The following is a 12,672-nucleotide window of genomic DNA, read 5'->3' on the forward strand; positions in this document are numbered from 1 at the left end:
GCTCGTATGTTTTTTTGTTCATGGGTGCTTCAATTCTGCAAGGTGTTGCACTTCAGATTTGAGGTCGCCGACAATAGAGAAAACCGAACAACGTCAGCCCATCATCAGGATCTTCTGTATAACGGTAAAAAATCGTCTTTAAGCAACAACGGCGCGCAGGCCTCCAGCACAATCGCCGTTTATCGGTGTAGCCTTGCTGGCTTGACATTCTTGAGAGGTATCTATGAGCACGATGGAACGCATCCTGCGTTTAATGGCCGATAAAAAAGCTTCTGACGTTTACTTGGCAGTCAACTCCCCCGTCCTCATAAAAATCAACGGCGAATGCATTCCCATCAATAGCCAATTGCTGCCTGTCGATGGCCCGCGCTCGTTGCTGGCCGAGATCGTCACGCCGCGCGATATGGAAACCCTGCAGGAAACGGGCGAGCTCAACATCGGCGTACCCCTGCAAGGCGTGGGGCGGTTTCGTATCAGTGCCATGCACCAACGCGGCTCCATCGCCGTGGTCATTCGCTTTATTTCGCAGCACGTGCCCAGTCTGGCATCGCTGCAGCTGCCAGAAATTTTGGGCGACTTGATTTTGCAAAAGCGCGGCCTGCTGCTGGTCGTCGGCTCCACCGGCTCCGGCAAAAGCACCACGCTGGCAGCCATGATCGACCGGCGCAGCGAAAGCATGAGCGGCCACATCCTGACGATTGAAGACCCGATCGAATTTCAATTTCACAACAAAAAATCCATCGTTAATCAGCGCGAAGTTGGCACCGATACCCAGTCCATGCAAATCGCCCTGAAAAACGCCCTGCGCCAAGCGCCCGACGTGATTTTGATTGGCGAAATTCGCGACCGCGAAACCATGTCGGCGGCCATTGCCTACGCCCAATCGGGCCACCTGTGCCTGGCCACTCTGCACGGCAACAACAGCTACCACGCGCTGAACCGCATCTTGAGCTTCTACCCCGTCGAGGTGCGCCCCACCCTGCTGGGCGATTTGTCCTCGTCCCTCAAAGCGGTGATTACCCAGCGCCTGGTGCGCACCGTCGAAGGCGGGCGCATTGCCGCGGCCGAGGTGCTGCTCAACACCAAGCTGGTGTCCGAATTGATCGAAAAAGGCGACTTCTCCGGCGTGCGCGACTACATGGAAAAATCCATGGCCGAAGGCTCGCAAACCTTTGAAGAAGACCTGTGCCGCTTGATCCAAAGCGGCAAAATCTCGCGCGATGAAGGCCTGAGCAATGCCGATTCGCCCACCAACCTCACTTGGCGGCTGCAAAACGCCGCCCATGCAGCGGCCAAGCCCAACGCCGAAAAGCCCAAGCCCGACTCCATCCCGGAAATATCGGATGCTTCATTCAACGGCTTTCTCCTGGATGCCGAAACCGAAAGCAAGGCGTAACGAGGCCTTGAGCAGCCCCTGCACAGGCCCTGACCAGGCCTGACAAGATCGCTAAACTTCGGTGCATGACACACCAACCCTTTTCAACCACTTTGCCCCACGGCACCACCACCGTGGGGCAACTTATTCATAGCGCCACTCAGCGCCTGGAACAAGCCCAAGTCGGCTTTGGCCACGGCACGCAAAATGCGCAGCAAGAAGCCACCTGGCTCATCCTGTGGAGCCTGGACCAGCCCCTCGACAGCGCACTGGGCACAGAAGAAAATTCAATAGAAAATCACCCTGTAACGCCCGACCAGCAAGCGCAAGCAGCTACGCTTATTGAAGAACGCATTCGCACCCGCAAGCCCGCCGCTTACCTCACCAATGAAGCCTGGCTGATGGGCGTGCCCTTTTACGTGGACGAACGCGCCATCGTGCCGCGCAGCTTTATCGCCGAGCTGCTGGCCGATGGCAGCATCGACGGCTGGCTCTCAGACACCACGCGCAACGTCCTGGATTTGTGTACCGGCAATGGCTCGTTGGCCTGCCTGGCCGCCATGGCCTACCCCGATATCCACGTCACCGGTGCCGACATCAGCCCCGATGCCCTGGCCGTGGCCCGCATCAACGTAGAGAAACACCAGTTGCAAGAGCGCATCACCCTGGTGCACTCGGATGGCTTGGCGCAAACCCCCGGCCCCTGGGACCTGATCCTGTGCAACCCGCCCTACGTAAACAGCACCAGCATGGGCCAGCTGCCCAGCGAATACCGCGCCGAGCCTGCGCTGGCCCTGGCCGGCGGCAGCGATGGCATGGACTTCATCCGCCAGTTGCTGCGCGATGCCCCCGCCTGCATGACAGAAAACGCCGTGCTGGTGCTGGAAATCGGCAACGAACGGCCCTTTTTTGAAGCTGCCTTCCCCAGCCTGCCGGTGTTCTGGCTGGACACCAGCGCCGGCGAAGATGCCGTGCTGCTGATCACCCGGCAGGCACTGCTGGAGCTGCCAGCGTGACGCACCGCGCCACGCTGTAAGCGTTTACCTTCACCCCCCTTAAAACCCCTCTAGCACCGTCTTGCCGATGCTGGTGCCGCTTTCTTGCAGCACATGGGCCTGGCGCAGGTTGTCGGCTGTGATGCGGCCCAGGTGCTGGCGCTGGGTGCTGCGAATGCGGCCTGCGTCCACCAGCTGGGCCACAGTGGCCAGTAGTTGCCCTTGCACGGGCATGTCGGCGGTCTGGAACAGGGAGCGGGTGAACATTGACTCCCAGTGCAAAGAAATGGATTTTTGCTTCAGCGCGCGAATGTCAATGGCCTGCGGGTCATCAATCAGGGCCAGCCGCCCCTGGGGGGCCAGCAGTTCGACGATATGGGGGAAGTGCTGGTCGGTCTGCGTCAGGCTGGCGACCAGTTCCACCTGGGCCAGCCCGGTTTGCGCGCGCAGCGCCTGGGCCAAGGGCTGGCGGTGGTCGATCACGTCGTGCGCCCCCAGTTCGTGGCACCACTGCACGGTTTCCGGGCGCGAGGCGGTAGCCACCACGCGCAGCTGCGTCAATTGCCGCGCCAGCTGGATCAGCATGGAGCCAACACCGCCTGCGCCGCCCACAATCAGCAGCGCCTGCCCGGCCCCGCCGCCCTGGGGCACACCCAGGCGGTCAAACAGCAGCTCCCAGGCGGTGATGGTGGTCAGCGGCAGGGCAGCGGCCTGCGCATCGCTCAGGCTGCGCGGGGCATGGGCGGCGATGCGGGCATCGACCAATTGCCATTCGCTATTGCTGCCGGGGCGGTTGATGGCACCGGCGTAGTACACGCGGTCCCCCACGGCAAAGCCGCTGGCCAGGGGGCCCAGGGCTTGCACCGTGCCCACGGCATCCCAGCCCAGCACGCGCGGCTGGCCAGCGGGCGGCGCGGCGGTGCGGCGCACCTTGGTGTCGATGGGATTGACCGATACGGCCTGCACGCGCACCAGCAAATCGTGCGGGCCGGGGTGCGGCTGGGGCAGTTCAATGTCTTGCAAGGCAGCGGGATCGGTGGCGGGCAGGCAGTGGGTAAAGGCGATGGCTTTCATGGGTTCAACAAGGGGTTGTGTGGCACAAAGAGCGACACTCTAGGCGATTGCGCAAACTTGCATGCACCAAGGCGGTAAAGGCTTGCGCCCCAGCCATAATCGTGCCCCCATGATTTCCCTGAAAAACATCTCCCTGCGCCGGGGCACCAAACTGGTGCTGGACGGTATCTCCACCACCATCCATCCCGGCGAGCACGTCGGCTTGATCGGGCGCAACGGCGCGGGCAAGTCCTCTTTGTTTGCCTTGCTGGCCGGGCGCTTGCACGAAGATGGCGGAGAGTTCTTTATTCCGGCGCAATGGCGCATGGCCGAGGTCGCCCAGCACCTGCCCGATACCGACGAGAGCGCCACCGCTTTTGTGCTGGCTGGCGACACCCGCCTGCAGGCCTTGCAGCAACGCCTGGCCGAAGCCGAAAAAACCGGCGACGGGATGCACATTGCCCAGCTGCACGCCGACTTGCAAGATGCCGGGGCGCACGATGCCACGGCCCGCGCCCAGGCCTTGATTTTGGGGTTGGGCTTCAAGCCCAAGGAGCTGGAGCAGCCGGTCAATAGTTTTTCTGGCGGCTGGCAAATGCGCCTGCAACTGGCGCGGGCCTTGATGTGCCCGTCTGACCTGCTGCTGCTGGACGAGCCCACCAACCACTTGGACTTGGACGCGCTGGTCTGGCTGGAAGCCTGGCTCAAGCGCTACAGCGGCACCCTGGTCATCATCAGCCACGACCGCGAATTTCTGGATGCCACCACCAGCGTCACTCTGCACATTGACCAGGGGCGGCTGACGCGCTACGGCGGCAACTACAGCAAGTTTGAAGAGCTGCACGCCCAGCAACTGGTGCTGCAACAGGCATCGTTTGAGCGCCAACAAGAAAAAATCGCCCACCTGCAAAGCTTTATTGACCGCTTCAAGGCCAAGGCCACCAAGGCCAAGCAGGCGCAAAGCCGCGTCAAACAAATTGAGCGCATGGAAAAAGTCGCGCCCGTGCTGGCCAGCGCCGATTTCACCTTTGCCTTTCAAGAGCCGGCCAACCTGCCCAACCCCATGCTGGCCATCAGCGATGCCGCCTTTGGCTACACCAGCGAAGCGGGCACCAGCACCACCATCTTGCAGGGCGTAAGCCGCACCGTGCTGGCCGGGCAGCGCATTGGCATTTTGGGGGCCAACGGCCAGGGCAAATCAACGCTGGTCAAAACCATTGCGCGCGAGCTGCAGCCGCTGGCAGGCAAACTGACCGAGGGCAAGGGCCTGCGCATTGGCTACTTTGCCCAGCAAGAGCTGGACGTGCTGCGCCCCGACGAGCACCCGCTGCAGCACATGGTGCGCCTAGCGCGCGACCTGGGGGCCGATGCCCCAGCGGCCAGCCGCGAGCAGGATTTGCGCAACTGGCTGGGCAGCTTCAACTTCAGCGGCGACATGGTCACGCAAAGCGTGGGCAGCATGAGCGGCGGCGAAAAAGCCCGGCTGGTGCTGGCCATGATCGTCTGGCAGCGCCCCAACCTGCTGCTGCTGGACGAGCCGACCAACCACCTCGATCTGCCCACGCGCGAGGCCCTGGCCATGGCGCTGAACGACTTTGACGGCACCGTGCTGCTGGTCAGCCACGACCGGCATTTGCTGCGGGCCGTGGCCGATGATTTCTGGCTGGTTGGGCGCGGGCAGGTCGGCACCTTCGACGGCGACTTGGACGACTACCAGCGCTACCTGCTGGAAGAATCGCGCCGCCTGCGCGAAGCCGCCAAGGCGGCCGATGCTGCGGCCCAGCCTGCACCCAGCGCCACGGCACCGACCATCGACCCACGCGAAGCGCGCCGCCTGGCCGCCCAGGCGCGCCAAGCACTGGCCGAAAAGACCAAACCGCTGAAAAAAGAGTTGGAAAAAATCGACACCCGCATGGCGCAACTGGGGGCAGAAAAAGCCGCCCTGGAAGAAAAACTGGCCACCCCCCTGCCCCCGGCAGACATTGCCGAAGCGGGCAAACGCCTCAAAGCCGTGGGCGATGAACTCGATGCCAGTGAGGAACGCTGGTTGGAATTGAGCGAAGCCATTGAGCAGCTGACCCAGGCCGCTGAGGCTTGAAAGCACCCAAGAAAAGCATAAAAAAATAGCTTTACGCGCTGATAAATAAAGGGTTTTAGGTAGTTTTATACCTAAAACCCTTTTTATATCAAGCGCAAGAAGCTATGTTTTCAATGTTAGATGCGGCGCAATGCCTGTGCTGCATTTTTTAAAACGCTGCATTACTGAAAGCCATCGATGGGGGGGCAAAAGCGGGGCTTATGCAATCGCACTCCCTACGTGTGGATAAGCGTTGAACTTACACACCAACTGGTATGACCAATCAACAAAAACAAGGGTAAACCACGAAAAAAAAGACAAAAACTGGGAAGTAGAGTCGATGTAATGGCTTTTATAATCTGCGGCTCAACATTAAACAATATTGGTACGACCAATTAAACCATGCAAAGGTGTCGCGGCATTCCATTCATAAGCCACGCGCCCGTGCGCAGCCTCCCTTGGAGACATCACACATGAATCTTGGACACACGCTTTTAGCCCTCACCCCGATTGCGGTGGTGTTTCTTTTGATGGTGGTTTTAGGGCGGTCGGCCAAACTCTCCATGAGTTCCGCCTACTTGGTCACAGCGCTGTTGGCACTGTTTGTGTGGCAGGCGCCCGGTGCGGTAATCGCGGCCGCCACCATTAACGGGGTGGTAACGGCCATCACCTTGCTGTTTATCGTTTTCGGCGCCGTGTTGCTGCTCAATACCCTCAAAGAAAGCGGTGCACTGCTGGCCATTCGCCAAGGCTTCATGGATGTCTCTCCAGACCGCCGCGTGCAAGTCATCATCGTGGCGTGGCTGTTTGGTTCGCTGATTGAAGGCTCGTCGGGCTTTGGTACCCCCTCCGCCGTGGGCGCTCCCCTGCTGCTGGCCCTGGGCTTCCCAGCCATGGCTGCGGTTATGGCGGTGCTGGTCATCCAGTCCACTCCCGTGTCCTTTGGCGCGGTAGGCACCCCCATGCTGGTGGGCGTGCGTTCGGGCATTGACAACAAGACCGATGTGGCGCAATTGCTGGCCCCCATGCAGCCGCTGGAGTACCTGCAGCAAATCGTGGAAAACGTGGCCATGGTTCACGCGCTGGTGGGTTTCGTGATTCCGCTGATTCTGTGCGGCATGCTCACCCGCTTCTTCGGTGCCCAACAATCCTTCACCGAAGGCCTCAAAGCTTGGAAATTTGCACTGTTTGCCGGCGTGGCCTTCACCCTGCCCTACTACCTGATTGCCCGCGTATTAGGCCCTGAGTTCCCCTCGATGGTCGGTGCACTGGTGGGTCTGGTCATCGTGATCAGCGCTGCCAAAAAAGGCTTCTTGGTTCCCAAACAAAGCTTTGACTTCCCTCCCCGTGCTGCCTGGGAGCAAAAGTGGCTGGGCACCGTCTCTAACGATGCCGACAGCTCTGCAACCACCGCTGCCAAGTTCTCGGTGCTGCGTGCGTTTTCGCCCTATGTGCTGGTGGTTGCCCTGCTGATCCTCACCCGCACCGTGGCACCGCTGAAGGCCTTTTTGACCGGCCCTCTGACCACGCTGAAGATTCCCGCGCTGTTTGGCACCAATATCTCGCCCTCGGCACAGTTCCTGTACTCGCCCGGTTTCATCCTGATCCTGGTATCGCTGGCCTGCATCTTGATCTTCAGCATGAAGCAAGGCCAATATGGTCGCGCTGTGAAGTCTTCCGCACACACCATGGTGGAGGCGGCACCCGCCCTGCTGCTGGCCGTGCCGATGGTGCAGGTGTTCATCAATTCCGCCTCGGCTGACGGCTCGATGCTGAGCATGCCTTTGGTGCTGGCACAGGGTGCCGCCGCCCTGGCCGGCAATGCATGGCCCAATGTGTCGCCTTGGGTGGGTAGCCTCGGTGCATTCATTGCAGGCTCCAACACCGTCAGCAACATGATGTTTGCCTACTTCCAGTTCTCTACCGCACAGCAAATTGCGCTGAATCTGGACCAATCGGCCGTCGTGGTGGCATTGCAAGCGGTGGGCGGTGCTGCAGGCAACATGATCTGCGTGCACAACGTGGTCGCTGCGGGCGCTGTGGTGGGCATGATGAACCGTGAAGGTGAAGTGATCCGCAAGACCTTGGTTCCTATGGCCTACTACTGCATTCAAGCGGGCTTGATTGGTCAAGCGCTCATCACCGGTAGCCTGGGTTGGTGGATGGCTGCTGCCGTGTGGCTGGTGGTGGTGCTGGTGGCCCTGTCGATGACCAAGGGCAAGCCTTTGGCAGCTAGCGGACACCAAGGCCAAAACCTGGCCGCTGCGCGCTAAAGCAGCTGCCTCGGCTATCTCAACGGGATCAACGAATTCGCTGTGGGCGTTATGAACCGAGTCACCAAGATGCGAATTTCCGATCAGGTAGCCGAGCAGCTTTACACCCTCATTCAGCAGCGCCAGCTGCAGTCCGGCCAGCGTCTGCCCGCCGAGCGACAGCTGGCCGAAGAACTGGGTGTGTCGCGCACCGCACTGCGCGAAGCCATTCAAAAACTCTCCAGCCGCGGCCTGCTGGAGAGCCGTGTCGGGGCTGGCACCTTTGTGCAAACCCCACCCAGCCAGCCCAACTGGCATGAACAGGTCATCTCCCCGCTGGTTCCCCTGATGCGCGATGACCCCCAGTACCGCTACGACGTACTGGAAGCCCGCCAAAGTCTGGAAGTCAGCACCACCTGGCATGCGGCACAACGCGCAACCGCCAAGGACAAGACGCGCATTCAGCGCAGCTTTGACGCTTTGCTGCACTACCAGCACCTACAAGATACCGAAGCCTCTGCCCACGCCGATGCGCAGTTCCATCTGGCGATTGCGGAGGCTTCACACAATGCCGTCATCGTGCAACTCATGCGCAGCCTGTTTGAGCTGATGCTCAACACCGTGGCCGAAAACCGCCGCCTGATGTTTGTGCATGACAACACCAAAGTGCTGGAGCAATTGACGCAACAGCACTACCAGCTCATGCAAGCCATTTTGAATGGCGAGCCGGAGCAAGCCCGCAGCGTGATCAGCGATCACCTGAATTTTGTCCACAACAAGCTCACCCAAGCCGATGCAGACACGGCCCGACTGCAGCGTCTGGGCCGTCTTTCACCTTCTGTTGCGACCTCATCATGATTATTTCCTCCACCACCGACTACCGTGCTGCGGCACAAAAGCGTTTGCCTCCGTTTCTGTTTCACTACATTGACGGCGGTGCTTATGCAGAAAAAACACTGGCCCGCAACGTGGATGACTTGGCCAACGTGGCCCTGCGCCAGCGCGTGCTCAAAGACATGAGCCAGCTGGACACCAGCATTGAGCTGTTTGGCGAAAAGCTATCGCTGCCCGTCACGCTGGCCCCCGTCGGCCTGACGGGCATGTTTGCGCGCCGCGGTGAAGTGCAGGCCGCCATGGCCGCTGACCAAAAAGGCATTCCCTTCACCATGTCCAGCGTCTCGGTCTGTCCGATCGAGGAGGTCGCCCCCAAGCTCAACCGCCCCATGTGGTTTCAGCTGTACGTGCTCAAAGACCGTGGCTTCATGAAAAACGCTTTGGAGCGTGCGCAGGCCGCTGGCGTTTCTACACTGGTCTTCACCGTCGACATGCCTGTGCCCGGTGCGCGCTACCGCGACGCACACTCCGGCATGAGCGGCCCCAACGCGGCCATGCGCCGCTATGTGCAGTCGGTGCTGCACCCACAGTGGGCGCTGGATGTGGGCCTGCTGGGCCGCCCCCACACCCTGGGCAATATCTCCACCTACATGGGCAAAAACATCAGCCTGGAAGACTACATGGGCTATCTGGGGGCCAACTTCGACCCCTCCATCTCCTGGAAAGACCTGGAATGGATTCGCGATTCCTGGAAGGGGCCCATGGTCATCAAGGGCATTCTGGACGCGGAAGATGCCAAGGATGCCGTGCGCTTTGGTGCCGACGGCATCATCGTCTCCAACCACGGCGGCCGCCAGCTCGATGGCGTGCTGTCTTCGGCCAGCGCCCTGCCCGCGATTGCTGATGCGGTCAAAGGCCAGATCAAGATCTTGGCCGACTCGGGCATCCGCAACGGGCTGGACGTTGTGCGCATGCTGGCCCTGGGCGCAGACTGCACCATGATTGGCCGCGCTTTCATCTACGCGCTGGCTGCCGAAGGCGGCGCCGGCGTGACCAACCTGCTGAACCTGCTGGAAAAAGAAATGCGCGTGGCCATGACGCTGACCAGCGTGAAAAGCGTGGCCGAGATCACCGGTGACTTGCTGGTGCGCGAGCGCTGATTCTCTGCGCCCAATTGGACCGCCCCGCACCTTCAGCGCGAGCGTGCTGAAGGTGCAGATGAAGGTGCCCCTTGCTGCTGGCGGGCCCCTGCACCGCGCACTTCCAGTTCCACACTGTCTTGCAAGTGGCCTGCGGCATCCCGCAGCTCCAGCCACTGACGCGATGCATGGCCTCGCCCGAGGCATTGCCCACCCACACGCCGGTAATCCCCCCGCAATTCCAGGCCGCTGAGGCTTGAAACCACCCAAGAAAAGCATAAAAAAATAGCTTTATGCGCTGATAAATAAAGGGTTTTAGGTAGTTTTATACCTAAAACCCTTTTTACATCAAGCGCAAGAAGCTATGTTTTCAATGAACACAGCCTGCGCAGGCCGGAGCTTAGAACGTGTTCACAATCTCCTCGCGGGTGTGCAGTCGCGGCCTCGGGCGGTCTGCGGCGTTGCAAATCCTCGCCATAGCTACGGCTATGTCTGTGGTTTGCGCCTTGCAGCCCATCCCGATCCGCATCCCGCACCCCTTCGCGCGCAGATCGTGAACACGTTCTTAGAAACGCGCTTGCAAGCCCAGCGTCACATTGCGGCCCTTGAGCGGGGCCACATTCTTGATGAACGAGGTGTGCGCCAGCCCCAGGCGGTTGGTCAGGTTCTCGCCCTTCAGGTACACGCTCCACGGCGTGCCGTCGATGGCTTTGTACACACTCAGGTTCAGCATACCGTAGCCACCAGTGCGGGTTTCATAGGCGGCGGTGCGCGTCTGGCGGGCCACCTGCACCCACTCGGCCTGCCCTTCCCAGCCGTGCCAGCTGGTGTCCAGCCGCACGCCGACACGGGCCGCCGGAATACGCGGCAGAGGGCCGCCGCCATCGGCCAGCTGGGCACGCACCACATCCCCCCACAGGCCAAGGCCCAGGTGCCGGCCCAGCGCCTGGCGCACCGAGGCTTCCAGGCCAGTGAAACGCGCATCGCGCTGGCTGTACTGCAGCAGTTGCAGGCCGTCGTGCTCATCCAGCGTCTGGCCGTAGATGTAGCCCTGAATGCGGTAGTGGTAGCCATTGAGCTTCCACGTCGTGCGGCCCGCCGTCTTGCCCAGACCCAGCTCCAGCGCCTGGCTGGTTTCCTTCTTCAGGTTCGGGTTGCCTTTTTCCAGCGTGCTGGTGGCCATGTGCAGGCCGTTGGCGTACAGCTCTTCGGCCGTGGGCATGCGCTGGGCGCGGCTGAACGCGGCGCTGGCCTGGTAGCCCGGCGTAAAGCGCCACACGGCCCCCACCGAGGCCGAGGTGCCGTGGTGCTTGCGCTCTTGTGCCGCATGCTGCGCCTGCACGCGCTGGCGGTCGTGGCGCAGCGCGGCCTGAAAGCGCCAGTCACCCAGGGTGTATTCCTCCAGCAGGAACAGGCCCAGGCGACGGGTGTCGGTGGGCTGCACGTAGGCTTCCTCACCATCGGCGCTGAACTGGCGCTGCCCAGTGCTCAGGCCCCACACGCCGCGCCAACCGGCCAGGGGGGCGTGCTGCACCTCCACCCGCACATCGTGGGCCCGGTTGCGAAAGCGGGTGGCGACGGCATCGCCCTCGATCTCATCGTGCCCATAGCGGGTGTGGCTGGCCCGCAGGCGCACGGCTTCGATGCCTTGCAGCGGCGCGTTCCATTGCCCGCGCACATCCCAGCGGTGGCTGGTCATGTCCACCACGGGCACGCTGTGGTCATGGTCGTGATCGTGATCGTCGTGGTCATGGTCATCGTGGTCAGCATGGCCATGGCCGCCGCAATGCAGGTGCATGTTCGCGCCCAGCCCGTGGGTATGGCAGTCCTCAAATCCATGCGTGTGGCCGGGCAGCCCGTACTGGGCCTGCTGGCGGGTGTAGGCCAGACCCAGGTAGCCGGCGCTGCCAATCCACGACAGGCCAATGCTGCCGGTGTCCGTCTCGTTGAAGCTGCCGTCCACCTTGCGCCCGCCCGCCCAGCCGGAACCCACGCGGTAATCCCCCGCGCGGCGGCTGGCCCCTTCCACGCGCAGGGCCAGCGGCCCCTTGCCAGCGGTCAGGCCCACCACGCCCGCGCGCTCGTTGGCGGCGCTGCCCCAGCGCAGTTCCGCCGTGCCCTCTAGGCCGTTTTCTGGCAGGGCGGTGGGGATTTTTTGATCCACCACTTCACCACGCCGCCCACTGCGCCGCCATGCACCAAGGCGGCCGGGCCGCGCAGCACTTCGACCCGCTCGGCCAGCAGCGGCTCGGTCACCACGGCGTGGTCGGGGCTGATGGTGGAGGCATCGTGCAGCTCCATGCCATTGGCCAGCACGCCTACGCGCGGCCCGTCCATGCCGCGAATCACCGGGCGCGAGGCTCCGGCACCAAAGTGGGTGGCCTGGATGCCCGGCTCACCCGCCAGGCTCTCGCCCAGGGTAGCCCCCCGGCGCAGTTGCCACACCTCACCCTCCAGCACGCTCACCGGCGCGGCCATGTCGTCGGCAGCCAGCGGCAGACCGGTAACGGTCACTTCCGCCAGGGTGGGGGCTGGGGCGGCCTCCTGCGCCTGGGCACTTAGCGCAGCGCACAGCCCAGCGGCCAGGGCGATCGGTGTCAGCACCGGGCGCAAAAAGGGGCGGGCAAGCCCACGAGAAACACGCGCAGCACCAGCGGCTGCCACTGGGGCAGCCATGTTTTGAGCAATCAATGTCATATCAAACTATCGCAATCACAACGCACAGCCCGCCCCAGCACGCAGCAGGTGCCTGGGGCATAAGAACGTGTTCACGTTCTAAGAACACGTTCTAAGGGCCATGCCAATACATGGAGAACATGAAGAAAACACGCCGCCACGGCGCAAGCACCTGCTTCAAAAATGCGCACAAAAAAGCACACTAGCCCGGATATTTCACGCATGTAGCCAACGGCGTGCGCAGCGGGGCATCGCGGCGCGGATTTGAGCG

General features: G+C 61.8%; 8 protein-coding genes and 1 pseudogene. 7 read left to right on the top strand and 2 right to left on the bottom strand.

What is annotated here, in order from left to right:
• The 3 genes from ACFO24_RS08265 to prmB form a co-directional block, all read left to right on the top strand.
• On the top strand, nucleotides 1–264 hold a 264-nt coding region (locus tag ACFO24_RS08265), incomplete at its 5' end, for a hypothetical protein (protein WP_377737896.1).
• Nucleotides 224–1,396, top strand: coding sequence for a PilT/PilU family type 4a pilus ATPase (locus tag ACFO24_RS08270; protein WP_377737897.1), 1,173 nt, complete (start codon nucleotides 224–226; stop codon nucleotides 1,394–1,396). The genes ACFO24_RS08265 and ACFO24_RS08270, both read left to right, overlap by 41 nt.
• A gap of 65 nt (nucleotides 1,397–1,461) precedes the next feature.
• Complete coding sequence (gene prmB, locus ACFO24_RS08275) at nucleotides 1,462–2,391, top strand: 50S ribosomal protein L3 N(5)-glutamine methyltransferase (protein WP_377737898.1); 930 nt, start codon at nucleotides 1,462–1,464, stop codon at nucleotides 2,389–2,391.
• 39 nt (nucleotides 2,392–2,430) lie between these two features.
• Here the strand turns inward: prmB and ACFO24_RS08280 are convergent, their stop codons facing one another.
• Nucleotides 2,431–3,444, bottom strand: coding sequence for a zinc-binding alcohol dehydrogenase family protein (locus ACFO24_RS08280; protein WP_377737899.1), 1,014 nt, complete (start codon nucleotides 3,442–3,444; stop codon nucleotides 2,431–2,433).
• Between the two features lie 109 nt (nucleotides 3,445–3,553).
• Between ACFO24_RS08280 and ACFO24_RS08285 the strand changes: the two genes are divergently transcribed.
• From ACFO24_RS08285 to lldD, 4 genes are all read left to right on the top strand, one after another.
• Nucleotides 3,554–5,521 carry an ABC-F family ATP-binding cassette domain-containing protein gene (locus tag ACFO24_RS08285; RefSeq protein ID WP_377737900.1) on the top strand — a complete coding sequence of 656 codons (1,968 nt, stop codon included), beginning with the start codon at nucleotides 3,554–3,556 and terminating at the stop codon, nucleotides 5,519–5,521.
• Nucleotides 5,522–5,973: 452 nt separating this feature from the next.
• The gene (locus ACFO24_RS08290; protein WP_377737902.1) at nucleotides 5,974–7,773 is read left to right on the top strand and encodes an L-lactate permease; all 1,800 of its coding nucleotides are present in this window, start codon (nucleotides 5,974–5,976) and stop codon (nucleotides 7,771–7,773) included.
• 69 nt (nucleotides 7,774–7,842) lie between these two features.
• The gene (gene lldR / locus ACFO24_RS08295; RefSeq protein WP_377737904.1) at nucleotides 7,843–8,610 is read left to right on the top strand and encodes a transcriptional regulator LldR; all 768 of its coding nucleotides are present in this window, start codon (nucleotides 7,843–7,845) and stop codon (nucleotides 8,608–8,610) included.
• Nucleotides 8,607–9,746 (top strand): FMN-dependent L-lactate dehydrogenase LldD, encoded by a 1,140-nt coding sequence (gene lldD, locus ACFO24_RS08300; protein ID WP_377737905.1) that lies wholly within the window; start codon nucleotides 8,607–8,609, stop codon nucleotides 9,744–9,746. The genes lldR and lldD overlap by 4 nt, the downstream gene beginning before the upstream one ends.
• Before the next feature lie 544 nt (nucleotides 9,747–10,290).
• Here lldD and ACFO24_RS08305 read toward each other — a convergent pair.
• Nucleotides 10,291–12,401 (bottom strand): annotated as a pseudogene (locus tag ACFO24_RS08305) (TonB-dependent receptor domain-containing protein).
• Between the last annotated feature and the right edge of the window lie 271 nt (nucleotides 12,402–12,672).

It is taken from the genome of Comamonas denitrificans, from assembly GCF_042654745.1.
GTDB classification, from domain to species: domain Bacteria; phylum Pseudomonadota; class Gammaproteobacteria; order Burkholderiales; family Burkholderiaceae_C; genus Comamonas; species Comamonas denitrificans.

Excerpts from the sequence above, each read along its gene's own strand:
- lldD (WP_377737905.1), top strand. The coding sequence starts at position 8,607 with ATGATTATTTCCTCCACCACCGACTACCGTGCTGCGGCACAAAAGCGT.
- prmB (WP_377737898.1), top strand. The coding sequence starts at position 1,462 with ATGACACACCAACCCTTTTCAACCACTTTGCCCCACGGCACCACCACC.
- lldR (WP_377737904.1), top strand. The coding sequence starts at position 7,843 with ATGCGAATTTCCGATCAGGTAGCCGAGCAGCTTTACACCCTCATTCAG.
- ACFO24_RS08285 (WP_377737900.1), top strand. The coding sequence starts at position 3,554 with ATGATTTCCCTGAAAAACATCTCCCTGCGCCGGGGCACCAAACTGGTG.
- ACFO24_RS08270 (WP_377737897.1), top strand. The coding sequence starts at position 224 with ATGAGCACGATGGAACGCATCCTGCGTTTAATGGCCGATAAAAAAGCT.
- ACFO24_RS08280 (WP_377737899.1), bottom strand. The coding sequence starts at position 3,444 with ATGAAAGCCATCGCCTTTACCCACTGCCTGCCCGCCACCGATCCCGCT.
- ACFO24_RS08290 (WP_377737902.1), top strand. The coding sequence starts at position 5,974 with ATGAATCTTGGACACACGCTTTTAGCCCTCACCCCGATTGCGGTGGTG.